We start from the raw sequence: 26,498 nt of genomic DNA, 5'->3' as shown, positions 1-26,498 counted from the left end.
CCTCGCGGGATGCTAACCCGCATGCGCGCCGATGACGGCCGGCGCGAAACGTGACGGGGGCCGGCCGGGGATCTCAGGCGGCCGCTTGCCGGAAGACAGCGCGCGCGTCGACCCCCGCGAAGCGTGATGCGGCGGCTTCCTGGTTCGCGGTGGCCTCGGTGAACCGTTCCCCGGACAGGGGGTCACGAGTGAGCTCGTGGCCGTCCTGGTCCACGACGATCCATCCTCCGGTCCAGGTCTCGTCTACCGGCATGGCTGCCTCCCATGGGTGAGCGCACGGGCCACGGGCCGGAAAGTGCACCCTCCGTTCGCTGACATCGAGGACAACTGTCACGCACCGCCCCCGGGAACCGCACCCGTGAGACCCCTGGGTCCGGTCCCGGGGCAGCGGAATCAGGACACGGGCGGAATCCACGTCGTCACGCCGAGGTGGCCCCCTGCGGAAACCCCGGCTCAGCGTGCCGCGGCCGCCCGCTTCACCTCGGAGTGGCACCGGATGTGCGCAAATCCGATATCCCGGACGCAGTTACGGAGCCAGTGGCGAGAACCCACCCGGTAGAGGTCGAGACCACACCCGCCAGGGAGTTGTCACGGGCGTTCCCGGGTGTCGCCCCGGGCCGTGCGGCACGACAGTGGGGTGAGACGCCGATGTCGGCCGACCTCGCGTCAGCCCGTTCCCCGAAGGAGCACCCCTGCCCGTGTCGCACCATCCGGAAGCCGGTCCGTACCGCAGCGATGACCGGCTCGATCCCTACGTCGCAGCCGTGCCGGCGGCGTGACGGCCCACGCGATGTCCACACCCACCACCAGTCCGAGACAGGTCACCGCCCCCAACCTCCACATCGAGGCCGGCAACGGGATCACGTACGCCTACCGCCGCTTCGGCAGCACCGGGCCCGAGACGACACCACTGCTGTTCCTGCAGCACTTCCGCGGCAACCTCGACAACTGGGACCCGCTGCTCATCGACGCGATCGCAGCCGAACGTGAAGTGATCCTGCTCGACAACACCGGTGTGGGCGGATCCTCGGGACGGACACCGAGCAGCGTCACGGCGATGGCGCGCGACGCACTCGCGTTCGTCGACGCCCTCGGCCTACGCACACTCGACATCCTCGGGTTCTGCCTCGGTGGCTTCGTCGCCCAGAAACTCACCCTCATCAGGCCGCAACTCGTGCGCCGCCTCGTACTGGCAGGCACCGGCCCACAGGGCGGCGAGCAGATGCACGGCTACACCCCGGACGTCCTGGACGCGGCGACACCCGACGAGCCCACGGGCGAGGACTTCCTCTATCTCTTCTTCGAGCGGACTCCGACGAGCGTCGGCAAGGGCTGGGACGCGATCGACCGCATCTGCAGCCGGACGCACGACCGGGACGAACCGACCAGCCTCCAGACCCGCGACGCCCAGCTCGACGCGGTCACCGCCTGGGGGATCCCGGATCCGACCCGCCTGCACCGGCTCGCCGGGATCGGGCGTCCCACGCTGGTGGCCAACGGCGACTGCGACATCCTCATACCGACGAGGAACAGCAGGCTACTGGCGTCGAACCTGCAGAACGCCACGCTCTCGATCTACCCGAACGCGGGCCACGGGTTCCTCTTCCAGTACCCCACCGAGTTCGCCGCGGAGGTCAACACCTTCCTCGGATGAGCTCCACACCGGAGCGGGCCGCGGGCGGGGAACGTCTGCCGCTGCGACTTAGTGCCCGCAGCAGATACCCTCGATCCGGGCAACTTGCTCAAACGTGACGTGTCCAACGTCACTCCGCCTGTGCCGACCGGTTCGGATCATGATGGAATGTCCACAGCACCGTAGGGGAGTATCCCGCTCGCGGTGGCGTCGTCAGCACGGAGCCCACCGCCATCGGGACCCGGCGCCATCGATCGGCCCGCACCACCTCACCCAGGGCCGATGGGAGAGACCTCGGGCCGTTCCGCGTTGCCCGAGCGACCCCCGGAGGTCCCCTCAGTGAACGTGCCTACCTGGCTGTGGCTCGCCACCATCGGCGGCTTGGTGGCCATCATCCTCGCCGATCTGTTCCTGGTCGACCACAAACCGCACACCGTCACGATGAAGGAAGCCACCCGCTGGGTGCTCTTCTACGTGGCACTCGCCGTGCTCTTCGGCATAGGGATCTGGTTCTTCGCCGGCGGCGCCTTCGCCGGGGAGTTCTTCGCCGGCTACATCACCGAGTACTCACTCTCGGTCGACAACCTGTTCGTGTTCGTGGTCATCATGGCGGCGTTCAGCGTGCCGTCGGTGCACCAACACCGGGTACTGCTGGTGGGAATCGTGATCGCGCTGATCATGCGCGGCATCTTCATCGCCATCGGTGCTGCCGCCATCGCGGCGTTCAGCTGGATCTTCTACCTGTTCGCGGTCATCCTCGTGGTCACGGCGGTCAACCTGGCGCGCCAGGGCACCGAGCACGACGCGGGTGAGCCTGCCCCAGTGCGACTGCTGCGCAAGTACCTGCCGGTCACCGAGGATTTCCACGGCACCAAGCTGTTCGCGAGGGTCAACGGCAAGCGCCTGCTCACCCCGATGCTCATGGTGATGCTTGCGATCGGCTTCACCGACCTCCTGTTCGCCCTCGACTCGATCCCGGCGATCTTCGGCCTTACGCAGGAGCCCTACCTCGTCTTCACGGCCAACGCGTTCGCGCTGATGGGCCTGCGACAGCTGTTCTTCCTGCTCGGCGGACTGCTCAACCGGCTGGTCTACCTGTCCTACGGGCTCTCGGTGATCCTCGCCTTCATCGGCGTGAAGCTGGTGCTCGAGGCGCTGCACGAGAACAACCTGCCGTTCATCAACGGCGGCGAACCCGTGCCGGTCCCCACCGTCGGCATCGAACTCTCGCTCAGCGTGATCGTCGGCGTCCTGGTCATCACCACCATCGCGAGCCTGGTGAAGGCCAAGCGCGACCCCTCGGTCGTCCACGCGCCGCCGACGGCGGCCGGGAACGACCACTCCGACCACAGCCACTCCGACGACGAGCGTTCCGACCACGACCAGGCGCACACGCCCAAGAGCGGGCGTAGCGTCGCCGGCGACTGAGGCCCGCCCCGACGGGAGCCTGCCCCATCCCCCGATGCTCGTCCCCGCAACGAGCATCGGGGGATGTTCTCTCTCCAGGGCCGCGACGGCCCGGGCCGGACCGCGCGGCGCGAACCGCCTGGGGCCGCCGCGGGCAGAACGTGAAAGATCAATCCCCGTGCCGTTTTTCGGGCTCCCGGCGATGCCTGAGGTGATCGCCGCGTAATGTGAACAGTGATCAACGCCCCGGGGTCCCCCCTATGTCGCGGGTCATACGCGTGAACAGTCTCTGCAGGAATTCCGTTTCCCCGGATAGCGGCGCGGCACAGCGCCAATCCGGCACCAGGCCCTGCTAGAGAGGCTGTCAATCGTGGAGTTGCTGCTTGCGTTACAGGCATGCCCGCTGGACGTCGGCATCAAGGGGGGGCGATTGCGCACGATGCTCAACGCCGGTCTCCCGGTTCCCGAAGCCTACGTTCTCAATGACGAACACTACGCGACAACCCATTCCGAGATCGTGGCCGCAGATGTGCGCGAGCTGATGGACACCGTGTTTTCCGGGGTGCCGGTCATGGTGCACAGCTCTTCCGCCGACAAGGACATCGTCCCGGGCGGCGTGCACGGGTCGTACGCCGATCTCCACACCGCCGACGAGGTCCTGTCGGCGATCGCCTATCAGGCCCTGCACGGCGCCAGCACGCGCGCACCGATGCATGTGGTCGTCCAGCGCATGGTTCCGAGTGCGGTCTCGGGCGTGCTGTCCACGAGGAACCCGATCGCCGAGAGCGCCACCATGCTGGTGGAGTTCGCCGACGGACCCGACACGCGAGTCGTCAGGGGGCTGGGCGCGAAAGAGCGCTACACGCTTCCACGGGCAGGCGTCCCGGCGCCCGCACCGGCGAACTGGGCGGTCACGGATGCGGACCTTCCGGCAGCCCTGAAAACTCTCGGGCACCTGCTGGAGGCGGAGTTCGGCGGTCCGCAGGAGGTGGAGTGGGGTGTGCACGACGGCCGGCTGTACGTGTTCCAGTCGCGCGACATCGTCACCCCGCCCGTGACCAGGCCCCTGCCCGCGGCCCGCCCCGACACGAACGGCGCCCGGCCCGTCGACGTCGTGGTCTCTCCCGGTTACGGGATCGGTCCGGCGACGGCGGCCGGCGACGGGAAGCCCGTCCGCGGGTGGGTCGTCGTGCTGGACACGATGCCGACAGCCGGCGAGCTGGGGCGGCTCAGCGAGGCGGCGGCACTCATCGTTCGCACGGGAAACGCCCTCTCCCACTCGGCCCGGCTGACGCGCGAACTCGGAATTCCCGCCGTGGTCGCGAACGTCGCAACGCCGGGCCGCGAACTCGACGGCATGCCCCTACTCGTGGACGCGGTGGACGGGCGCGTCACTCCCCTGCTCGCTCTTCCTCTGGTCGAGCGGAAGAAAGCGATCTTCGCCGGGGTGCGGCACGCCGGTATCCGTGGTGCGTCGGGATTTCACTACAAAGGCCTGTACAAGACGGTGCTCGTCGATCCGGTGTTCCAGGACGTCGTACGGTCACATCTGCGTGCCCGGGGCGTCGAGATTCGGGATCGGGTGCAGGAGATCCTTCCCTTCGACGACGCCGACCGTTCGGGATGCCGCATCGGCACGTTGGTGCAGACCACGGGGGCGGGCTCGCGGGTCCAGTTCACGCGCACCAACCTGCTGCCCGACCGTCCGTTCCGCTTCGACGAGGACGTCCGTGTGGACGTGGACACGGCGGGAATCGGGGTGAACCTGCTGCGCGGCCTGCACCACACCGAGCAGCCGGCTTGGCAACGGCGGATCGAAACCGCGGACGTCGACGACGTGCGGCTCCAGTTCACCTTCTGGCCCGGTGCCGCTCAGGCGAGCCTTGGTCTGGCGGGGGAAACGCCGGAGGCGGTGGAGCATTTCCTCGCGGCCTGCGGAATCCCGGTCACCGAATGCGCACCGCTGGACGAGCAGGATCTGTTCGATGCGCTGGGTGTGCGGCCCGAGTCGCGGGGAACGCCCCCCTCGGGTTCCGACCGGGTCCACGTTCCGCACTGACGGACCGGAGTCCGGACATTCGACCTGCCTTTCCACGACCCGGACGCCGGGTTGTTTCTCGGGGGGCCCGGAACGCAGCATGCATGCATGACATCGGCACAGCCGGGGCCTCGGCCCCTCCGCTCCGCGGACGAGGTGTCGATGTCGGGGAGCCTGCGGCCGGATCTCGAGGTCTTCTGGCCATCGCGCCGCGGGTACGCCTACGACGAGCAGTGACGCCGCAACCCGCACTGCAGCGCGCCCTGTGCCGTCCGCCGTCCTGCTGCTGACGGCGGACGGCCCCGCGATCAGCGCCTGCGAGGCCCGACCCAGCAACCGCGCTCAGGACCGCTGACTTCCCTGACCCGATAAGAGCGCGGGCCCGCGAACCACGCCCCGGCGAGGCAACTCCGCGAGGCGTTCCCCCGAGGTTCGCGGGCCGTTCTGCACCAACCCCCAGCCTCCCCGAAGGACACCGTCCATGAGATCGCTCCCTGTCCCCTTCCGACGGCGGCTGCCGGCGGCCCTGCTCGCCGCCGTCGCGGTCCTCGGCCTGGCCGCGTGCGGCTCCGGGGGCACGTCCGCCCAGTCGGCCGCGGACGCCGGGCCCCCGCAGCCCGGTGGCACGCTCGCGTTCGCGGTCAGCAGCGACCAGGGGTGCCTCGATCCGCAGCAGGTCACCAGCAACGACTCCATCTACTCCCTGCGCCAGATCGTCGACTCGCTCACCGACCAGAACCCCGACACCGGCGAGATCGTGCCGTGGCTCGCCACCGGCTGGCAGATCAACGCCGACGCCACCGAGTACACGTTCGACCTGCGGCCCGGTGTGACCTTCAGCGACGGCACGCCGCTGGATGCCGCCGCCGTCAAGGCGAACTTCGACAAGGTGCCCCAGCTCGGCGCACGCGGCAGCCTCCCGAAGGGCTACCTGGCGAACTACCAGGGCACCACCGTCGAGAGCCCGACCAGGTTCACGGTGACCTTCAGCGCGCCGAACGTTCAGTTCCTGCAGGGCAGCTCCACCCACAGCCTCGGCATCCTCTCCCCCGCCACCGTGGCCAAGACGGACGACGAGCGCTGCGCCGCCGTGATCGGGTCGGGCCCCTTCGTCGTGCAGAGCTACACGCTCAACCAGTCGACCGTCCTCACCAAGCGCGCGGGCTACGACTGGGGCTCGGCGTTGTCGGCGCACACCGGCGAGGCGTACCTGGACGGGATCGAGTTCCGCGTGGTCCCCGAGTCGGGTGTGCGGACCGGCAGCCTGCAGTCGGGCGAGGTCGACGCCGTCGGCAGCATCGGGCAGCAGGACGAGGCCCCACTGACCGCCGTGGGCGTCCAGCTGCCGGCCCGGGCCAACCCCGGCATCCCGTTCGGGATCAGCTTCAACCTCAGCAAGCCGATCGTCTCCGATCCCGCCGTGCGGCAGGCGATCTCGCTGGCGATCAACCGGCCCGAGCTCGTCGGTGCCGTGTACACGTCCCAGACCAAGCCGGCCACCAGCGTGCTCGCGTCCAGCACGCCCTCCTACCAGGACGAGTCCGCCCTGCTGGGCTTCGACCCCGCCAAGGCCGCCGCCGTCCTCGACGCCGACGGGTGGGCTTCCGGCCCCGACGGCATCCGCACCAAGGCCGGCCAGGCGCTGACGATCCCGCTGACCTGGTTCGCCAACGCCGGCACCAACAGGCCGGCGCTGGAGCTCATCCAGCAGCAGCTCAAGGCGGTCGGCATCGACCTGCAGCTCGGCGAGCGCCCGATCACCGACGCGACGCCCGTGCAGCAGAGCGGGAACTTCGTGGCGACCTGGGGGAACCTCACCCGCGCCGACCCGGACATCCTGCGCTCCCAGTTCGCGACGACCGGCAACAACTTCTACCGGCTCTCACCCGGCCCACTCGACGGGCTGCTCGCCGCCCAGGCCGCCGAGGCCGACCCGGCGAAGCGGACCGGCGTGGTCGGCCAGGCCCAGCAGGTACTCCTGCAGAACTACTACACCGTGCCGGTCGTCGAGCTCACCACCGTGCTGGGCGTCGCAGCCGACGTCCACGGTGTCCGCTTCGACGCCTCCTCACGTATCCAGCTCTACGACGCCTGGAAGGCCCAGTAGCCCGTCCTGATAAATTCACCCTCGTGGGGGGAGCGAGCGGAGAGCGCGGCGCCGTAGTCGGCGCGCGGCGCGCCGCCTGCGTCGCGGCCGTTCGTCCGCCCTGTCGCTGCCACGGCTGTCGCCGGGGCTCTCGCTCCCGCTGACCACGGTCCGGCGCCTCCCGCGCCGGACGGTCGGGGCCGAGAGCCCGCCCACCTTCACGTCTCTCCGGACGCCACCGTCCGGATCACCGGTACTTCCGCGCGGCCGCGAGTGAGCGGCCCGCGCGCCGAAAGGATTCCCCGACATGCCACGTGCTCGACGAGCACTGCTCCTGCTCCTGCCTGCGCTCATCCTGGCCGCTGCCTGCGCCGCACCCGGCTCGACTCCGGCCGCCGGATCCGGCGGCGCACCGGTCGTCACGATCGGGGTGTCGGACGAGAGCGAGAACTACTGGAAGGTCTACAAGGACGAGGCAGCGGCCGCGGGCATCACGGTGCAGTTGGTGAACTTCACCGACTACAACCAGCCCAACCCCGCGCTCTCCCAGAACCAGCTGCAGCTCAACCAGTTCCAGCACCTGCAGTACCTCGCGAACTACAACGTCAAGAACAACGACACGCTGGTGCCGATCGGCGCCACTGCCGTCTATCCGCTGCCGCTGTACTCCCTCAAGCACACCTCGGTGGACCAGATCCCGCAGGGCGGCCAGATCGCGATCCCCAACGACCCCACCAACGAGGCGCGATCGCTGCTGGTGCTGCAGGCGGCCAAGCTCATCAGCCTCCGCGGCGGAGGCAACTCGCTCTCCACCATCAACGACATCGACCAGACCACGTCGAAGGTCACGGTGCTACCGGTGGACGCCGCTCAGACCGCTGCGAACCTGGCCAGCGTCGACGGCGCGATCGTCAACAACAACTACGCCACCGCCGCGAAGCTGGGCAAGGACAAGCGGATCTTCGCCGACGACCCGAACAGTGACGCGTCCAAGCCCTACATCAACACCTTCGTCGCCCGCGCGGCCGACAAGGACAACCCCACCTACCAGCAGCTCGTGGCGATCTACCACAGCCCCGAGGTGGAGGCGGCGATTCGCGCCGATCTGGGCGAGGACACGATCTTCAAGAACAACGACGCCGCGGACCTGCAGGCCGAGACGGTCCGGATCGAGGACGACATCCGCAAGATCGGCAGCTGATCGTGGCTCCAGTGATCAGCTTCCGGGGCGCCGCGAAGGAGTTCCCGGGGCCTCGGGGATCAGGTGTGCTTGCCGTTGATCATGTCGACCTCGACATCGAGGACGGCGAGATCACCGGTGTCATCGGCTACTCGGGGGCGGGCAAGAGCACGCTGGTCCGGATGATCAACGCCCTCGAGCTGCCGACCGCGGGCACCGTCAGCGTGGGCGGGCGCGTGACCGGCGAGCTCGCGGAGCGGGGGCTGCGGGAGCTGCGCAGCGAGGTCGGGATGATCTTCCAGCAGTTCAACCTGTTCTCCTCACGCACTGTGTCGGGCAACGTCGGCTATCCGCTGCGGATCGCCGGGTGGCCGCGCGAGCGGCGCCGGCAACGGGTGGCCGAGCTGCTGGAGTTCGTGGGGATCTCCGACAAGGCCCGCCAGTTCCCCCACCAGCTCTCCGGCGGACAGAAACAGCGGGTCGGCATCGCGCGGGCGCTGGCCACCTCGCCGCGGATCCTGCTCGCCGACGAGGCCACCAGTGCGCTGGACCCCGAGACCACCCTCGACGTCCTCGCCCTGCTCAAGCGGATCAACCGGGAGCTCGGCACGACCATCGTGGTGATCACCCACGAGATGGAGGTGGTCAGCTCCATCTGCGACAAGGTCGCGGTGATGGAGCAGGGCCAGGTGATCGAACACGGCCCGGTCTACGACGTGTTCGCCGACCCGCAGCAGGAGGCAACCCGGCGGTTCGTGCACAGCGTGCTGCACGACCGCCCGTCCGAGGACACCCTCGCCCGGCTGCGGGAGCACTTCGAGGGCCGGATGGTCACCGTCTGGGTGCGCGACGATCCTGGTGCGCGTGCTGCCTTGTCCAGCGCGCTCGCCGCGAGCGACGTACACAGCACGATCGTCTACGGCGGGATCCGCGAGCTGGCCGAGAAGCCGTTCGGGAGCATCACCTTCGAACTCACCGGCGACAACGACGCAATCGACGCGCTGGTCGCCGACCTCGCCGTGCACACGCGCGTCGAGGAGATTCGGCCGGAGGCGGCATCGTGACCGCCGACGTACTTACTCCCGCGGAGGCGGCGTCATGACCGCCGACGCACTTCCTCCCGCGGAGGCGGCATCATGACCGACTGGGGCCAGCTGACCCCCGTGCTCTGGCTCTCGTTCCAGCAAACCGTCTACATGGTCTTCTGGACGATGCTCATCGCCGGACTGCTCGGGCTCGCGCTCGGTGTGGCCCTCTACGCCACCCGCCGCGGCAGGCTTCTGCAGAACGCGCCCGCATTCCACGTGCTCAACGTGCTGGTCAACATCATCCGGCCGATCCCGTTCATCATCTTCATCACCGCGGTCGGGCCGCTGACCCTGCTCGTCATGGGCACCACGATCGGCACCCGGTCGGTGCTGTTCCCGATGTCGGCGATGGCCACGTTCTTCATCGGCCGGATCGTCGAGCAGAACCTCGTCTCCGTCGACCCGGGGGTGATCGAAGCCGCCCGCTCGATGGGCGCGAGCCGGTTCCGGATCATCTGGAGCGTGCTGGTGCCCGAGGCGCTGGGCCCGCTGATCCTGGGCTACACGTTCATCTTCGTGGCGGTGGTCGACATGTCGGCGATGGCCGGCTACGTCGGCGGGGGCGGGTTGGGCAACTTCGCCATCAGCTACGGCTACCAGCAGTTCAACTGGCCCGTCACCCTGGTCACGGTGGTGATCATCATCGTGATCGTGCAGGTGGCACAGCTGCTCGGAAACTGGCTGGCGCGCCGCGCTCTGCACCGGTGAGCTCGTCGGACGAGCGGCACCTCGCCCGTCAGGTCGGGACCGACGTGCCGTTCGTCCGACGAGACGGTGAACAGTTCCCCTCAGCAGGGGCGCGCTCCTCGGATGGGGCGAACAGACCCAGACACACCAGTGACGACACGAGGCCGGGGAACGTCTGCGGGTCCCACCCGGTGAGTGCCCGCCAGCGGTCCAGGCGGTACTTGGCGCTGTTGGGATGGATCTGCAGGATCCGTGCGCACGCCGTGACGGAGCTGCGGCCATCGGCAAAAGCCTGCACGGTCGCCGCAAGAACCGGGTTGGCGCGGGCGACGCCTGCGCCACGCGAGAGCAGGGCTTCCAGCCGGTGACTGCTCGCCCCGAGCGTCGCGAGCAGCCACTCGTCGGCGAAACGCACGTCGGCACCGACCGCCCGGGACCGCAGCAACGCGTCGTCCGCGTCGAGCAGGCTGAGGCGCGCTCCGTCGACGCCGCGTCGCGGCAGGCCCACCGCGACGCGGGCGTCCGCGATCACGGCGTGCACGGCGTCGAGCAGGTCGGTGTCGCTGCAGCCCTGGGCCATGACGACCACGGAGCCCGCGTCCCATGAGCACTGCACGGTGCCGGCCGCCTCCGCCAACCGGTTGTCCAGCTCCTCGACCCGGGTCTCAGGAATCTCGTCGGCCCGGGCGAGGACGAACTCCTCGTCGGGGTCGAATCCGAGCTGTCGCGCGAGCGCGTCCTGCTCCTCCGCCCCGCGCGAGGATCCACGCAGCATCCCGACGAACCGGCGCTGCAGTGCCGCGCGCGTGGTGGCCCGCAGCCGGGTCTCCTCCGCGTGGGACTCGGCCACGGTGGCGCTGAGCCGATGGAACCAGTTCCACAGCAGAGCAACCTCGCCGACGAGGGCACCGGCCTGTTCCGGGCCCTCGGCCTGCGCCCGGCCGAGCAGTTCGTTCCACAGTTCGCGGTAGGCGATGTGGTAGGCCTCGACGACGCTGGGCAGCGGCAGATTGCGGGCGGCCCGGCGCCTGCCCACCTTCCGTGCCCGCTCGATCGCCTCGGCGGGCGGAGGCTGCCTGGCCAGCAGCCCGTCGACGACACCCCTGATCTGCGAATCCACATCATGGAGGTGTTCGACCACCGGCAGGGCCGCGTAGTCGGGCACCTCGGCGCGTATCCGCGCGGTGATCATCGGCGCAAGCTCGTCGAGCCGTTCGGCCATTGCGCGCAGGTGCGCCTCGGTGGCCGCCGCTCGCCGCTCCATCCCCATCCTTCGTGGATAGCACGGGATTCGACCGCAAGTTTCTGGATCTGCCCCATGTCCCTGGGCCCGTTGTCCCGTCACCATCGTGACAAGCCCGAATAACTCAAGGAGACGCAGCTGTGGCAGCACCCACCACGCGCTCGCTGCTGGACGATCGCTACGAGCTGGACGACGGCCTGATCCACCTCACCGGCATCCACGCCCTGGCGCGCCTACCGCTGGACGTGCGCCGCGCGGACCAGCGCGCCGGTCGCCGTACCGCGGTCTTCATCTCCGGTTACGAGGGATCCCCGCTCGGCGGCTACGACTTGGAGCTGAACCGGCATCGCGAGCTGCTCGACACGCACGACGTCGTGTTCCGGCCGGCGGTGAACGAGGAGCTGGCGGCCACCGCCGTGCAAGGCACGCAGCTCGCTGCGGGGTCGCCCGACCGGCGCGTCGACGGTGTCACCGGCTTCTGGTACGGCAAGTCGCCCGGCCTGGACCGGGCCACCGACGCACTGCGTCACGCGAACCTGGCAGGCACCCATCACCTCGGCGGGGCCGTCGCGTTCGTGGGCGACGACCCGAGCGCGAAGTCCTCCACCGTCCCCGGCGCCTCGGAGCAGCTGCTCGCCGACCTCGGCATGCCCACGCTGTATCCGGCGGACCCGCAGCAGGTACTCGACCTCGGCCTGCACGCGGTCGCGATGTCGCGGGCATCGGGGCTGTGGGTCGGCTTCAAGATCGCCACCAACATCGCCGACGGAGCCGCGACCGTGCAGGTGCACCCGGACCGAGTCGTGCCGGTACTCCCCCAGCTCGAGGTGGACGGACGCCCGTTCGTCCACGAGGTGACCACGCGGCTGATACAACCCGCGCTCACGCCGCTGGAACGCAGCCGCAACGGCATCCGGCTGGAGGTCGCGCGCCGCTACGCGGCCCTGAACGGCCTCAACCGGATCGTGCGGTCAGGCCAGTCCGACCGCATCGGGATCGTCGCGCCGGGCAAGACGTTCCTCGACCTGCGCCAGGCGCTGCACATCCTGGGCCTGGACGACGCCGAGCTCGAACGGCGGGGCGTGCGGCTGCTGCAGCTGGGGATGGTCCACCCGCTGGAGCCGACCGTCGTCACCGAGTTCGCGCGCGGCCTGCGCGAGATCGTCGTGGTCGAGGAGAAGCGCTCGTTCCTCGAGACCGCGATCAAGGACCTCCTCTACGGACGCGCGGACGCGCCCGCCGTGACCGGCAAGTACGCGAGCGTCGGCGTTCCCCTGCTGCCCAGCGAGGGTGAGCTCGACGCCGACATCGTCGCCTCCGCGCTGGCCGAGCGGTTCGACGAGCACGGCGACTTCCCCACGGTCACCGCATGGCGCGCGGCGCAGCAGCCGGCGCGGAACGTGATCGAGCTCCCGCTGGTCCCGCGCACGCCGTACTTCTGCTCGGGGTGCCCGCACAACAGCTCCACGAAGGTGCCGGAAGGCTCCATGGTCGGCGCCGGCATCGGCTGCCACGCGATGGTGCTGCTGATGCCACCGGAGCAGGTCGGCGACGTCGCAGGCCTGACGCAGATGGGCGGCGAGGGCGCCCAGTGGATCGGCATGGCGCCCTTCCTGACCCGCACCCACCTGCTGCAGAACATCGGCGACGGAACGTTCCACCACTCGGGCAGCCTGGCCGTCCGCGCCGCGATCGCCGCCGGCGTCAACATCACCTACAAGCTGCTCTACAACTCCGCGGTCGCGATGACCGGCGGCCAGCAGGCCGTGGGGGTGATGAGCGTTCCCGAGATCACGCGCGCCCTCGCCGCCGAGGGCGTGCGGAAGATGATCATCACGACCGAGCGGCCCGAGGACTACCGGCGCACGGGGTTGCCGGCGGGCGTCGATGTCTGGCACCGCGACCGGCTGCTGGAAGCCCAGGAGACCCTCGCCAAGGTCGAGGGCGTCACCGTGCTCGTGCACGACCAGGAATGTGCCACCGAGCTGCGCCGCAAGCGCAAGCGTGGGCTCGCCCCCGACCCTGTGCAGCGCGTGATGATCAACGAACGGGTCTGCGAGGGGTGCGGCGACTGCGGGGTGGCCTCGAACTGCCTGTCGGTGCAGCCGGTGCGCACGGAGTTCGGCCGCAAGACCCGCATCGACCAGTCGTCCTGCAATAAGGACTACTCGTGCCTCGACGGCGACTGCCCGTCGTTCCTCACGATCGTGCCCCCGCCCGACGGGCGCACGAGCACCACGGCGCCGGACCTCGACGCCGGTGCGTTGCCCACGCCGCTCCTGGTCGTACCTGCCGATCGGCACACCACGCGGATCCTCGGCGTCGGCGGGTCCGGAGTGGTGACGACGTCGCAGATCCTGGGGGTCGCGGCCACCATCGCCGGGCGGCAGGTCAGCTCCCTCGACCAGACCGGGATGGCGCAGAAGGGCGGCGCGGTCGTCGGCGACATCAAGATCGGCGATGAGGCGGTGGACGGGGCGAGCAAGGCCGCCAGGGGCGAGGTCGACCTCTACCTGGCGGCCGACCTGCTCGTCGCGGCCGACCCGAAGAACCTTGTCGCGACCAGCCCGTCGCGCACCGTCGCCGTCGTGTCGACGGCACAGGTGCCCACGGGCCCGATGGTCACCGACACGGCGGTGGCCTTCCCGGACATCGCGGACGTCAACGAGCGGATCCGGCGGTCCACCCGCGGCGAGGAGGCGGTGTTCCTCGACGCCCGCGGGCTGGCCGAGACGCTTTTCGGTGACGATCAGTTCGCCACCATGCTGCTCGTCGGGGCGGCCCTTCAGGCGGGCGCGCTGCCGTTGCCGGCAGAGGCCGTCGAGGAGGCGATCGGCGTCAACGGGGTGCGCACGCGGCAGAACGTGCAGGCCTTCCGGCGGGGACGGCAGTTCGTGGCCGATCCGGCTGCGTTCGAGGCGACGGTCGCCGGGCTGCGTGGGGAGTCGCCCGCGCCGGCGCCGCCGTCCGCCCGCGCCCGCGAGCTGATCTCCTCCGTGGCCGCGCCCGAGGGCTCGGAGCTCGCCCGGCTGCTGGAGATCCGGGTGCCTGACCTCGTCGACTACCAGAACGCGGACTACGCCGCGGCCTACACCGCGTTCATCGCCCGAACCCTCGATGTCGAGGCCCGGAGGGTGCCCGGATCCACCGCCCTCACCGAGGCCGTCGCACGCCAGTTGTACAAGCTGATGGCCTACAAGGACGAGTACGAGGTCGCCCGCCTCTCGCTCGACCCCGCGGTCGACGCCGCGGTCGCCGCGCGCTTCGGTGCCGGAGCCAAGAAGTCCTACCGGCTGCACCCACCGGTACTGCGCGCCATGGGGATGCGCAAGAAGATCAGCCTCGGCCCCTGGTTCACGCCGGTGTTCCGGTTGCTGGTGGCGCTGCGCCGGGTGCGGGGCACGCCGCTGGATGTCTTCGGCCGGGCCGCAGTGCGCCGGGTCGAGCGGGAGCTGATCGTCGAGTACCGCCACGTGATCGAGCGCCTGCTCGACGTGGTCGGACCCGGCACCCTCCCCCTGGCCGTGGAGATCGCGAACCTGCCCGACGACGTGCGCGGCTACGAGGACGTCAAGCTGCGCAACGTCGCCCGCTACCGGGAGCGGCTCGGGTCGCTGCAGGAGCAGTTGCAGGGCGAGTCAGCAGTTCAGGACGGGCAACCGGGCGGCATACGGCTGCGCGGCCTCCACTGACGATCACCGCTCTGGGCGGACCGGCCCTCGCCTCAGCAGGAGGGCCGGCCGCGCTGATCCATGATCAGCAGGTCGGTGCGGACAACCGGATTGCCGACCACCGGCCGGTGCTCGCCGGGAGACGACCCGCGAGCATGATCGTCATGTTGGGACCGGCAGCCGTGCTGGACGCGGCTGTACGGCCCCAACCGATGATCATCCTCGAGCGATGGGCGGGGCGGCCCACCATGATCAGCAGTTTGGGACCAGCAACCGCGCCGGACGCGGCTGTGCGGCCCCAACCGATGATCATGGGGCGGCCGGGCTCGCCATGCCAGGGGACCGGCCCGGCACCCGACCATGATCAGCAGATCGGGGTCGAAAACGGCGCAATACACGGCTACACGGCCCCAAACGACGATCATGCCTCAGGGCAGACGGGCCCCCGCCAAGCAGGAGGGACAGCCGCACGCGTCGATAACCTGCAGGCCGACACCGACCAACCCGGCGGGACACCAGCGCGGCCCCGAACGGCACCGGCCGCGAGCCGTCGCCGCGCCGCACCACAACCCCCCGCCCATGATCAGCAGTTCGGGACCAACAACCGCCCTGGACGCGGCTACGCGGCCCCAACCGATGATCACCGGGCAGGCGGGCCTCGCCAAGCCAGGCGGCCGGACCGGCACCCGACCATGATCAGCAGATCGGGGTCGAGAACGGCGCAATACACGGCTACGCGGCCCCGAACGACGATCATCACCGGACCGGCGGGCGGCCAACCCCCTCAGCCGGGCGGCTGCCCGCGCCCATCCGGGCGGCACACGCCGGTGCGGCCCCCCACTGACGACCTCCGCCGGTGGCGAACCGGCGCATGATCGGCAGTTCGGGAGCGGCAACCGTGCTGGACACCGCTGTGCGGCCCCAAACGGTGATCTTCCCTAAGGCGGACGGAGCGTGATCAGCAAATCGCGGCTGCGCGGCCCCCAACGGTGATCATCGTCGGAGCCGGTGAGGCCGAAGGCGGCCGAGGTGAATGGCCGTTTCCCACCCGCCGGACGTGGGCGGGCTGGTGCCCGAGGCAAGCGGTGGTCGGCCTCGCAAGCGGCGTGCGACCGTAGCCGGCCGGGCGCCGACCTGTGGTGGCCGCCTGGGGCGAGCTGATCAGCGCTGGTCAGGCAGCCGCGAGGCTGGCGTAGCGGCCGCGGCGGGCGACGAGGCTGTCGTGGGTGCCCGACTCGATCATCCGGCCGTGGTCGATCACCACGATCTGGTCCGCGTCCCGCACCGTGGAGAGCCGGTGGGCGATGGTGATGGTCGTGCGGCCGCGGCTGAGCTCGTCGAGGGCGCGCTGCACGGCGCGTTCGGTCTCGGTGTCGAGGGCACTGGTCGCCTCGTCGAGCACCAGTACCCGCGGGTCACGCAGCAGGGTGCGCGCGATCGCGATGCGCTGCTTCTCCCCGCCGGAGAAACGGTGGCCGCGCGACCCCACGACCGTGTCGTACCCCTCGGGCAGGCCCGAGATCAGGTCGTGGATCTGCGCTGCGCGAGCCGCGGCCTCGATCTCGGCGTCCGTGGCGTCCGGGCGCGCGTAGCGCAGGTTCTCCCGGACGGTGGTGTGCAGCAGATAGGTCTCCTGGCTGACCACGCCGACGATCCGGGCGAGGTCGGAGAGGCGCATGTCCCGCAGGTCGACGCCGTCGATCGTGATGCGGCCGGCGTCGGGGTCGTAGAGCCGGGCGACCAGGGCGGCGAACGTGCTCTTGCCCGATCCGGTCTCCCCCACGAGGGCGAGGCTGGAGCCTGCCGGGACGTCCAGCGAGATTCCTGCGACGGCGGCGACCTCGCTGCCGGGGTAGGTGAAGGTGACGTCCTCGGCGCGGACGTGACCCTCGACCCGGGCCGGTTCGATGTCGACCGGCGAGTCGGGGTCGTCGACCTCCACCAGCAGGTCGAGGTATTCGAAGATCCGGGCGAACAGCGCCAGCGAGCTGATCAACGACACGCCCACGTTCAGCAGGCCGAGGATCGGCCGGAAGAGCCCGGCCTGCAGCGCGGTGAAGGCGACGAGCGTCCCGATCGTCATCGCTCCGGCAGTGAACGGCAGACCGGCGCTGAGGTAGATGATCGCGGGGATCGCGGCGAAGACGACGGTGGTGGCGGCCATCCGCCAGCGACCGGCCAGCTGGGCGCGCAGTTCGAGATCGACCAGTCGTTCGGACGAGGTGGTGAACCGCTCCACGAGCGCGGGCCCGGTGCCCATCGTCTTCGTGAGCTGCACCGCGCTGATCGACAGCCCCTCCTCGATGATGACGTTCAGGTCGGCCAGCTCACGTTGCTGCGCCGCGGTGAGCACGCGGCGCATCCTCGCCACCCGCCTGGTCAGCCAGATCGACGGCGGCAGCACCAGCAGCGAGACGAGCGTGAGCTCCCAGCTCAGGGCGAGCATGGCGGCCAGGGTGGCCACGACGGTTGTGAGGTTCGAGGCGAGCGAGGTGGCCGTCGAGGTGACGACGGTCTGCATGCCGCCGATGTCGTTGGTGATCCGCGACTGGACCTCGCCCGTGCGGGTGCGGGTGAAGAACGCCAGCGACTGGCGTTGTAGGTGGGAGAAGACGTCCGTGCGCAGCCGGTGCATGACCTTCTGGCCGACACCGGTGGAGATCCACGTCTGCACCACGCCGAGTGCCGCGGTCACCGCGGCGACGGCGACCATGCCGATGACGAGCCAGACGAGGAGCTTCAGGTTCCGCTGTGGCAGGGCGTCGTCGATGACGGCACGCAGCAGGAAGGGCGTTGCCATCGCGACCACGGACGAGACCACGATGATCGCGGTGACCGTGGCGATGGCCCAGCGGTGCGGGACGAAGAGTCGCGCGATCCGGCGCAGGGACACGTCCTGTGCCTGCGCCTTCTCCGATGCAGTGTTCGTGCGTTTGCCGGATCGGAGCAGCTTGTCCGTCGAGATGTCGGTCCCCAAGTCGGGTGTTCCCTCCGTCGATGTTGCTGAGGTTACCTCAACATGAGGGAACAACCATACAGGTTGCTAGGGTATTCCGATGCCCGAGGAGCCCGACGAACCCGAGGAGACGCTCGCCGAGGCCTTCCGCGGGGTGGCGCGCCAGTTGCGACACCAGGCCCAGCGCGCACTGGCTCCGTGGGACGTCTCACCGTCGGAGGCCCGAGCGCTCGGTGTCCTCACCAGGCACGGGCCGGTGCGGCTCGGCACCCTCTCCGAGCACCTGCGCATCGCCGCGCGCTCCGCGACGGAGGTGGTGGACGCACTGGAGAAGGACGGCCTGGTCGAGCGCCGCCCCGACCCCTGCGACCGCCGCGCCACCCTCGTCGCGCTCACCGACCGAGGCGCCCAGGTGTCGGCAGGTGTCCGTGCCGCGCGGGCCGCCGAGGCCGAGGAGTTCTTCGCGCGCCTCGACGACGCCGACCGTGCCTCCCTGACACGAATCCTGCGGAGCCTCAGGAACTGACCGGCCGGTCCGGATTTTTATTCCTTTTGCACGTATTGCGCCAGTGGCGTTGTACGTTCATCTGTACAGATCATCAAATGTGGCGGTAGTTTCGATCGATCAGTCGAAGCTACCGGAGGTATCCACGTGGCCGATCTGTCGAGCCGGACAACGGGCATCGGACAGCTCCTCTCACGCACAACCGACGCGCAGCGACGCAGCCTTTCCGCGATGGGAATCGTCATCGTGGCCCTGCACGTCGTCGGCTGGGGCATGTTCGCCCTCCTGGTGGCGCCCCAGCATCTCCCGCTTCTCGGTATCGGCGCGGCCGTCACGGCCTACACCCTCGGAATGCGCCACGCTTTCGATGCCGACCACATATCAGCGATCGACAACACGACACGAAAGCTGATGAACGAGGGCAGGCGCCCCGTATCGGTCGGATTCTGGTTCGCCCTCGGCCACTCCACCATCGTCTGCGTCATCGGCGTGGGGCTCACCATCGCGGCGAAGACGGTGTTCAAGGCCGTCACCGACGAGCACGGTGGCCTGCACTCCTTCGGCGGGCTCATCGGCACGATCCTGGGCGGCGGCTTCCTCTACCTGATCGCCGTCCTCAACATCGTGATCCTCGTCGGCATCCTCAAGCTCTTCTTCGCCATGCGCCGGGGCACCTACAGCGAGGAGGAACTCGAGGCTCAGCTCGAGAACCGAGGACTCATGTACCGGTTCTTCGGCCGCTGGATGCGCACGATCAACAAGGAATGGAAGATGTATCCCGTCGGGATCGTCTTCGGGCTCGGATTCGACACCGCCACGGAGGTGGCGCTGCTCTCCGCCACCGCGGGCGCGGCGACCGTCGGGCTTCCCTGGTACGCCGTTCTCTGCCTGCCGATCCTCTTCACCGCCGGGATGACCCTCCTCGACTCGGTCGACGGCGCTTTCATGCAGGTCGCCTACGGTTGGGCGTTCGCCCGGCCGGTCCGCAAGGTCTTCTACAACATCGTGATCACGGCTCTGTCCGTGGCGCTCGCATTCTTCATCGGCAGCATCGAACTGCTGGGACTGCTGGGCCAGGAGTTCGACCTGACCGGCGGAATCTGGGACTTCACCAACGACTTCGATCTCAACACCGCCGGATTCGTCATCGTCGGCGGCTTCGTCGTCGTCTGGGCGATGGCAGTGGCCATCTGGCGGTACGGGAAGATCGAGGAGCGCTGGGAGAGTGCCGCGGCGCACGCCAGCGACGAGGCCACCTAGCTCCACCGGTGCGATGGGGCCACACGGGTGGAGGGGAGTCCGTGTCGGCGCCACCTGCCGCGAACAGCCCGGAAACGGTGCGGGGCCTGCAGGAGCGAGCAGCCCGCGCTCTTCCGGCGGAGCACGTCGAGGATGCCGGCGGGTGGTGGCTGCGCCATGCGCCCAACTGCTCCTGGTGGGCGGGCACGGTGCTGCCACACGGTGATGCCGAGCCAGGCGGGCTGGTGCACAGGGTCGTCGACGCGGAGAAGTTCTACGCCCGTCACGGCGCGACCGCGCGGTTCCAGATCAGCCCGCCGGCATGTCCGGACGGGCTCGATGCCGTACTGGCAGAGCGTGGCTACCGCCGCCGGAGCCCGGTGTCGTTGCAGGTGGCGCCGACCGCTCGCGTCCTGGAACAGGTGCCGACGGGTTCGCTGCGGGTTCGGCTGGACGACCGCCCGACACGCGCGTGGTTCGAAGCCTGGTGCGCCGCGTCCGGCCACGGCGACTCCCGGGCCGAATGGGACATGCTCGCCCGCGTGGAACCGCCAGGGGCCTACGCCTGCGCGATGGGCGGAGATGACGTCGTCGCCGTGGGACGTGCAGTCGCCGACACGGGCTGGGCGGGAGTGTTCGGCATGGCCACGCTTCCGCGAGCACGGGGCAGAGGCGCGGCCCGCAATGTGCTCGCCGCGCTGGCCGGCTGGGCCGGTGCGCACGATGCCGAGAGCATGTATCTCCAGGTGGAGCGCGACAACCTTCCAGCACGACGGCTGTACGAGCGGGCCGGCTTCCGAGAGATGTGCGGTTTTCACTTCCGCACCGCAACCTGAGCCGAGCTTCCGTTTCGACGGGAGTGTGGCGGCGCACATCTGCCTTGAGCTACGTTGCATAAAGCAACCCAGTTGCTATCGTTCTGACCATGCCTGGCTTTCGATATGCACGTCATCAGCGAGCCGGATCACCTCATGGGTAGGCGCGCCCGGCTCATCAGCGTCGTCGTGGTGGCGATCGCGGCGACCTTCATGGCGAACCTGGACCTCTGGATCGTCAACCTGGCGCTCGTCGGTATGCAGCGTTCGCTCGGAGGGTCGCTCGCGGACCTGTCCTGGGTGCTCAACGCCTACGCGGTCACACTCGCGGCACTGCTGATCCCCGCCGGACGGCTCGGCGACCGCTTCGGACACCGGCGGGTGTTCCTCGGCGGCATCGCGGTCTTCACGATCGCGTCGCTGGTCTGTGCCGTGGCCCCGAGTGTCCCGGTGCTCGTGGCGGCACGTGCCGTACAGGCGGCCGGAGCCGCCGCGCTGCTGCCGACCTCCCTCGCGCTGCTGCTCGGTGCGGTCGACGCCGGACGCCGGATGTCGGCAACCCGAGGCTGGTCAGCGGCCGGAGGGCTCGCCGCAGTGGCCGGCCCGCTCCTGGGCGGGCTGCTGGTCGACCTGAGCTGGCGGTGGGTGTTCGTGGTGAACCTTCCCGTCGGGGTGTTGGCATGGGTGCTCGGGCGCCGAGCGCTGGCGCACGACCGCGGCCGCACCGACGAGCCCGTGCCCGACCTGCTCGGAAGCGTGCTGCTCGTGGTCGGCGTGGGGGCGCTGACCGGCGCGCTGGTGCAGGCCCCCACCTGGGGCTGGACGGATCCGCGCACCGTCGGGGTGCTGGTCGTGGCGATTGCCGGGACCGTCATGTTCGTGCTGCGGTGCCGTCGCCATCCGGCGCCGCTGCTGGAGCTGCCTCTGCTGCGGGTACGGCGCTTCGCGACGGCCAACGTGGCGATGGTCCTGTTCAGCGTCTCGTTCGGGATCATGCTGCTGTCGAACTCGCTGTGGTGCCAGGACGTCTGGCACTACAGCCCGCTACAGACCGGGCTCGCGATGGCTCCCGGCCCCGCGATGGTGCCGATTGCCACGGCCCTGACCACACGGCTCGTCCACCGGCTCGGGCCCGCCCCCCTAGCGGCGCTGGGCAGTCTGTTCCTCGCAGCGGCGCAGCTGTGGCGCGTCCTCGTCGCCGGTCCGGAGCCGTCATACCTGCACGACCTGCTGCCGAGCATGCTCGCCAGCGGCGTCGGCGTCGGGCTCGCACTCGGCACGCTCATCGCGGCCGGTGTCACCGCGCTTCCCGAGGGACGATCGGCCACCGGCTCCGCGTTCCTCAACTCCGGCCGTCAGGTGGGGTCGGCGCTCGGGATCGCCGTCCTGGTGACGCTCCTGGGCCCGGTGGCCGGCAACGTGCACGGCTACCTCGTCGGGTGGGCCGTCGGCGCAGTCTTCGCCGTAGCCGCGGCCATCGCGGGCCTCGGCGTCGGCCGGAACGCAGCACACGTGACGGCCGGCGGCCCGGCCGTGCCCCTCGTCGAGGAACCAGCACATCGGCCCCGTGTCCGTGAAGCGTGATCCCGGGGAGGCGGGAGGCCCATCCGTCCCGCCGGCGGTCGCCGCCCGATACGGCACGCCCACAATCGCGTACGCGCAGCGCTCGGCATGTTCACATTCGCCCCGGGCCGGGAAGTTCCGGACCTCGTACCCCGACGGGGAGGTTGAGATGCTTGAGTCGCATGTGCGGGCCCACCTGGATCTGCTGTTGCTCGCCGTGATCCGTGACGAGCCGGGCGATGCCACCGCCGTCATGCGCGAACTACGCGAACGGTCCGGCGGGAGGTTCACCCCCTCCTCCCAGGTGGTGTACGCCGCCCTGCACCACCTCGCGCGCAACCGGCTCGTCCAACTGGCCGACACCGCCCGACGCCGCTACGAGCTCACCGACTCCGGGCGCCGCTCACTGGCCACCAAACGCAAGGCGTGGGAGTCGTTCGTGAACGGGGTGCAGGGCGTGGTGCGCAGGTCTGCGGCCTGACGCGGAGCGATACTCACGCCTTACGCACAATCCTCTTGCACGCACGCGCCAGAGCCCTTGTGCCTGACCTCGGCGTGAAGGCCAGGCGACGACGGTCCGGCGGTCGCCACATCAGCTCGAACGCACCCGCCGTCACCATGCCGTAGGCCAGATGCGGGAAGAAGTCGGAGAGCCACGAACTCGCCGACCAGGTACGCGGATCGGTCACACCGAGCACCACCATCGGTCCGGTGGTGCCGACGTTGGCGACGAGCCCCGCACCGGCACCCAGCGCGGCGAGCGGCACGCGACCCAGGTGCGGGCGCACGAGTCCGTACGCGACGCCCGTGGCGAGGCCTGCCGCGATGCCCAGCAACGCGCCGAGAGCCGTGCGACGGTTGGCCGCAGCGTCGCTGTCGGGGCCCTCCGCGGACAGGCTCAGGTGGAGGGCGTCCTCCGCGCGACGCGCGGTCTCCTCCGGCGTGGTACTCGCCGGTCGGGCGCGCTGCAGCATGTCGAGGTAGCTGACCGCGTCCAATGCGGTCGTTCCGGCAGCGCCCGCAGCCAGCCCGGCCAGCAGGGTGCGTCTCATAGCCGGAGACTTCCCGTTCCCGTCCCGGCTACTCCTCGTCCATCCCGGGCACGGCAGTAGACTCGGAACACTGAATTTACATTTTATACTCAGAACCTCGACGATGGGACGATCATGAATGAGACACCCCTGCAGATCGAGCGCAAGTCCGCCGAGTACTGGACCGTCACCTTCGACAACCCGCCGCTGAATCTCCTCGACCCCGAGGTCGTACTGGCCCTGCGGGATCTGCTGGCCACCCTCGAGACGGACGAGGCCGTCAAGGTCGTGGTGTTCAACAGCGCCGACGAGGACTACTTCATCTCCCACTTCGACGTCGTCCGCGCGGCGGAGATGCCCGGCCCTGGCCCCACGGGGCTGCCGGCCTGGACCGACATCGTGGTCCGCCTGGACCGCGCGCCCTTCGTCAGCATCGCCGCGATCCGCGGCCGCGCCCGCGGCGTGGGCAGCGAGTTCGTGCTGGCCTGCGACCTGCGCTTCGCCAGCCGCGAGCGAGCGATCCTCGGCCAGCCCGAGGTCGGGGCCGCGCTGGTCCCCGGCGGGGGCGCACTGGAAGCGCTCCCCCGCCTCGTCGGCCGCTCCCGGGCCCTCGAGATCGTCCTGGCCGCCGACGACTTCGACGCCGTCACCGCCGAGCGGTACGGCTGGATCAACCGCGCCGTCGCGGACGCCGATCTCTACGACGTGGTCGACACGATTGCCACCCGTATAGCCGGATTTGATCGCGACGCCCTCAGCACCGCAAAGAGAATCATCACCCAACGCGCCGACCCCGTGTCGGCAGAGGACATCAACGAATCGGCCCGCGAGTTCCGGCGGCTCGCTGTCTCACCCGCCGGCCGAGCACGGGTGGCCCACCTGCTCGCCCGCGGTATGCAACAACGCAGCGAGTTCGAACTGAACTTCGGTACGGAGCTCGCCCGACCTGACGCCTCACCCACGTGACCAGCGAGGTCGCAGCCGGTCGGGTGCGTCGCAGCGCGCCGGCGTGCTGCGACAGCACCCCAGGCGCTGCGCGGGTGCTCATACGAATCAGCGTCACGCCTGTCAATTGTGTGATTGGCCACGCTTCCCTTTCCTTCCGGCGCCTGCATGCAGCACGGTGGAAATGTGAGGTGCCGGGTACCGGCGGCACCGGGCGCGTGATCGTGAAATGAGGGCAGCCCGGCATCGACCACACTGCCGCCGGCTACACCGTCCATATGATGATCGGTGATCAGTATGTGCTACACGGGGGAGAACGTGCTCTTCCTCAGCTTTCCTGAGGATGCACAGTTAGCGGCGGCCGGAGAGGCCGCAGCGGCACTGCCTCAGCTGCGCTACATCGCGGTTCTCGACCGGGGGCACGACGGGCGAATCCGCGCAGCTGAAGGGCACCCGGCGGACGGTCGCGCCCCGGTACTGGACAAGGTGATCACTGCCGTACTGGACGGACGGCTGCCCGGCTACGCCGCCCTCGTTCATCCTGGACGCCCTGTCATCCTCGTCGCCGCCCGCGACCAGTTCGCGGAGGTGTTCGCGGCCGCCGCCGCCGACGCGGGCGTCGTCCTGAATCGGCTGCGCGTGCCGTGGACGGGGAACGGGCCGGCGACCGCACGGCGAATCCGGATCTCCCCGAGCCGGCGCCCCTTCACGATGTGCACGCATCGCTGATCCCCTGCCATAGCGGGGACGAGCGCATGGGCGCGGTGAGATCGGCGCGGCACCGATCACCATTCGCGCCTGCGGTCCACGTCTCACGTGACGAGGGTGACCGTGACGACGCCCGCAAAGTGCGGTCGGGATGGATGACCTTCAGTATGCTTCGTTTGCTGCGCACATCCGTGCCCGGAGCCGCAGCAATCATGCGCACAGCGTATGCCTGTTGCCCAAAGCCTGAGTAAAACTCAGCGTACGGGCATTGCGTCCGCATTACTTTTCAGGCCGATGCGATAGACGGTCGCTTCCCCGCAAACATTTGCGACCGACCGAACCGTCAACATACCGGCAAGGACATCGGGTCAACAGGCGAGGCAGCAGTCGGCGTTGATCGGTTCTTCAGCAACACGACGCTTCCACAGTAAGCCGGTATTTCTGTGACGGGCCTCAAGGTCGGCTTCGCCGGCCCCTCCGGTCGCGACACTGCTCCAGGTTCTTCCTGGTACAGGGCCTGTGACGACCAGCCTGCCGCCTGACGGGCGAGCATCTCCCACCCTGCCAACAAAGGCTTCCCCATACCGCCACCACCCGATGATCTCGGTCGATCCCGGCGCGCTACTTATGTTCTGAAAGCATCGTCACTCGCTTGACACCCTTGCGCCGCGCGCGGTTACTCTGGATTCATCCCAGCCAGCAGTACCCCGTGCAGTGCCAACGTCGCCCCAAGCACGCGATCGGGTATCTGGGCACCCCCCAGCGTGCCGCGACGTGAGGAGCAAGACCAGCGATGCCTTCGCTCGACGACCTAGCCAGGCCGGTTCCCAGGTGGCGTATCGCCACCTGTCCGGGGATCGGCGACTCCTCGATCCAGGCTGGTCACCGTCCCCGATCTCCGTAGTCGCTACGACTCCGCAGATTCTCCTCATGCGATTCAGCACACGCCGCCGCGCGGCCCCGCACGCGCATGACCATGACCACCTCGATTGAAGGAGCTCACATTCGTGGGAGAACTTGTCGAGAGTCCCAGCGCTCACGTAGTTGATCTCTCAACCACGCAAGTCGAGTACGTCCGTCCGGCAACGGGCACGGAGCGGAAGCTTGCCGAGGTGCTGGCCGAGATCATCGGCACCGAGCGAGTCTCCGTCCATGGCAACTTCTTCGACGACCTCGGCGCCGACTCACTACTCATGGCCCAGTTCTGCGCACGAGTCAGGAAGCGGCCGGACCTGCCGACGGTGTCGATGAAGGACGTCTACCGGCATCCGACGATCAGCGGCCTGGCAACGGCACTCGGGGAGCCGGTGGCGGCTCCCGCAGAACTCGGCACCGAGAACGTCCTCGCGGAGATCCTGGCCGAGATCGTCGGCGTCGAACACGTCTCCGCCGACAGCAACTTCTTCGACGACCTCGGCGCCGACTCACTACTCATGGCCCGCTTCTGCGCACGAGTCAGGAAGCGGCCCGACCTGCCGACCGTGTCGATCCAGGACGTCTACGCACACCCCACCCTCAGAAGCCTCGCGACAACGCTCACCAAACCCGTGGAGGCTCCCGGCGACCCCGGTATCGAGAAAGCCCTCGCGGACGTCATGGCCGAGATCGTCGGCGTCGAACACGTGCCCGCCGACAGCAACTTCTTCGACGACCTCGGCGCCGACTCACTACTCATGGCCCGCTTCTGCGCACGAGTCAGGAAG

At 69.4% G+C, this 26,498-nt stretch carries 20 protein-coding genes and 1 pseudogene; 17 read left to right on the top strand and 4 right to left on the bottom strand.

All coding sequences use genetic code 11. The features are described from left to right. Window positions 1-73 precede the first annotated feature (73 nt). Window positions 74-253, bottom strand: coding sequence for a hypothetical protein (locus MMF94_RS01160; RefSeq protein ID WP_241034478.1), 180 nt, complete (start codon window positions 251-253; stop codon window positions 74-76). Between the two features lie 537 nt (window positions 254-790). Here MMF94_RS01160 and MMF94_RS01155 point away from each other — a divergent pair. The 8 genes from MMF94_RS01155 to MMF94_RS01125 all read left to right on the top strand — a co-directional run bounded on the left by MMF94_RS01155 (window position 791) and on the right by MMF94_RS01125 (window position 10,140). Further along, on the top strand, window positions 791-1,654 hold the full coding sequence (locus MMF94_RS01155; protein ID WP_241034477.1) for an alpha/beta fold hydrolase: 864 nt from the start codon (window positions 791-793) through the stop codon (window positions 1,652-1,654). A gap of 318 nt (window positions 1,655-1,972) precedes the next feature. Beyond that, on the top strand, window positions 1,973-3,061 hold the full coding sequence (locus MMF94_RS01150; protein ID WP_241034476.1) for a TerC family protein: 1,089 nt from the start codon (window positions 1,973-1,975) through the stop codon (window positions 3,059-3,061). 349 nt (window positions 3,062-3,410) lie between these two features. Then, a complete protein-coding gene (locus MMF94_RS01145; protein WP_241034475.1) occupies window positions 3,411-5,099 on the top strand; it encodes a PEP/pyruvate-binding domain-containing protein in 1,689 nt (562 codons plus the stop codon). An 87-nt stretch (window positions 5,100-5,186) separates the two neighbouring features. Further along, window positions 5,187-5,315, top strand: coding sequence for a hypothetical protein (locus MMF94_RS43245; RefSeq protein WP_277398634.1), 129 nt, complete (start codon window positions 5,187-5,189; stop codon window positions 5,313-5,315). Between the two features lie 244 nt (window positions 5,316-5,559). Beyond that, entirely contained in the window at window positions 5,560-7,185 is a 1,626-nt protein-coding gene (locus MMF94_RS01140; RefSeq protein ID WP_241034474.1) for an ABC transporter substrate-binding protein, read from the top strand. 286 nt (window positions 7,186-7,471) lie between these two features. Further along, window positions 7,472-8,365, top strand: a complete 894-nt coding sequence (locus tag MMF94_RS01135) for a MetQ/NlpA family ABC transporter substrate-binding protein (protein WP_241034473.1) — start codon at window positions 7,472-7,474, stop codon at window positions 8,363-8,365. 65 nt (window positions 8,366-8,430) lie between these two features. Next, a complete protein-coding gene (locus MMF94_RS01130; RefSeq protein ID WP_241034472.1) occupies window positions 8,431-9,408 on the top strand; it encodes a methionine ABC transporter ATP-binding protein in 978 nt (325 codons plus the stop codon). Window positions 9,409-9,480: 72 nt separating this feature from the next. Next, entirely contained in the window at window positions 9,481-10,140 is a 660-nt protein-coding gene (locus MMF94_RS01125) for a methionine ABC transporter permease (protein WP_241034471.1), read from the top strand. 28 nt (window positions 10,141-10,168) lie between these two features. Here the strand turns inward: MMF94_RS01125 and MMF94_RS01120 are convergent, their stop codons facing one another. Further along, window positions 10,169-11,383 (bottom strand): PucR family transcriptional regulator, encoded by a 1,215-nt coding sequence (locus MMF94_RS01120; RefSeq protein ID WP_241034470.1) that lies wholly within the window; start codon window positions 11,381-11,383, stop codon window positions 10,169-10,171. Between the two features lie 119 nt (window positions 11,384-11,502). Here MMF94_RS01120 and MMF94_RS01115 point away from each other — a divergent pair, with 119 nt between their 5' ends. Further along, entirely contained in the window at window positions 11,503-15,054 is a 3,552-nt protein-coding gene (locus MMF94_RS01115) for an indolepyruvate ferredoxin oxidoreductase family protein (RefSeq protein ID WP_241034469.1), read from the top strand. 1,150 nt (window positions 15,055-16,204) lie between these two features. Here the strand turns inward: MMF94_RS01115 and MMF94_RS01110 are convergent. Next, window positions 16,205-18,010 (bottom strand): ABC transporter ATP-binding protein, encoded by a 1,806-nt coding sequence (locus MMF94_RS01110; protein ID WP_343962137.1) that lies wholly within the window; start codon window positions 18,008-18,010, stop codon window positions 16,205-16,207. A gap of 79 nt (window positions 18,011-18,089) precedes the next feature. Here MMF94_RS01110 and MMF94_RS01105 point away from each other — a divergent pair, with 79 nt between their 5' ends. The 5 genes from MMF94_RS01105 to MMF94_RS01085 all read left to right on the top strand — a co-directional run bounded on the left by MMF94_RS01105 (window position 18,090) and on the right by MMF94_RS01085 (window position 22,592). Further along, window positions 18,090-18,515 (top strand): MarR family winged helix-turn-helix transcriptional regulator, encoded by a 426-nt coding sequence (locus MMF94_RS01105; RefSeq protein ID WP_241034468.1) that lies wholly within the window; start codon window positions 18,090-18,092, stop codon window positions 18,513-18,515. Between the two features lie 120 nt (window positions 18,516-18,635). Continuing rightward, window positions 18,636-19,754: a Nickel transporter NicT gene (gene nicT / locus MMF94_RS01100; protein WP_476748547.1), complete on the top strand. Its 1,119-nt coding sequence runs from the start codon at window positions 18,636-18,638 to the stop codon at window positions 19,752-19,754. A gap of 41 nt (window positions 19,755-19,795) precedes the next feature. Then, entirely contained in the window at window positions 19,796-20,569 is a 774-nt protein-coding gene (locus MMF94_RS01095; protein WP_241034466.1) for a GNAT family N-acetyltransferase, read from the top strand. A 135-nt stretch (window positions 20,570-20,704) separates the two neighbouring features. Next, window positions 20,705-22,132, top strand: a complete 1,428-nt coding sequence (locus MMF94_RS01090) for a DHA2 family efflux MFS transporter permease subunit (RefSeq protein ID WP_241034465.1) — start codon at window positions 20,705-20,707, stop codon at window positions 22,130-22,132. A gap of 148 nt (window positions 22,133-22,280) precedes the next feature. Further along, the gene (locus MMF94_RS01085; RefSeq protein ID WP_241034464.1) at window positions 22,281-22,592 is read left to right on the top strand and encodes a PadR family transcriptional regulator; all 312 of its coding nucleotides are present in this window, start codon (window positions 22,281-22,283) and stop codon (window positions 22,590-22,592) included. Window positions 22,593-22,605: 13 nt separating this feature from the next. On the opposite strand, the gene MMF94_RS01080 is transcribed toward MMF94_RS01085, so the two are convergent. Then, entirely contained in the window at window positions 22,606-23,163 is a 558-nt protein-coding gene (locus MMF94_RS01080; RefSeq protein ID WP_241034463.1) for a hypothetical protein, read from the bottom strand. 114 nt (window positions 23,164-23,277) lie between these two features. Here MMF94_RS01080 and MMF94_RS01075 point away from each other — a divergent pair, with 114 nt between their 5' ends. The 3 genes and pseudogenes from MMF94_RS01075 to MMF94_RS01065 form a co-directional block, all read left to right on the top strand. Next, window positions 23,278-24,108, top strand: a complete 831-nt coding sequence (locus tag MMF94_RS01075) for an enoyl-CoA hydratase/isomerase family protein (protein WP_241034462.1) — start codon at window positions 23,278-23,280, stop codon at window positions 24,106-24,108. Between the two features lie 267 nt (window positions 24,109-24,375). After that, entirely contained in the window at window positions 24,376-24,816 is a 441-nt protein-coding gene (locus MMF94_RS01070) for a hypothetical protein (RefSeq protein ID WP_241034461.1), read from the top strand. 986 nt (window positions 24,817-25,802) lie between these two features. Next, window positions 25,803-26,498: pseudogene (locus MMF94_RS01065) on the top strand (acyl carrier protein); the annotation flags it as partial.

The organism is Pseudonocardia alaniniphila (genome assembly GCF_022524485.1).
Lineage (GTDB): Bacteria > Actinomycetota > Actinomycetes > Mycobacteriales > Pseudonocardiaceae > Pseudonocardia > Pseudonocardia alaniniphila.
This window is presented reverse-complemented; position numbering and strand designations above follow the sequence as displayed.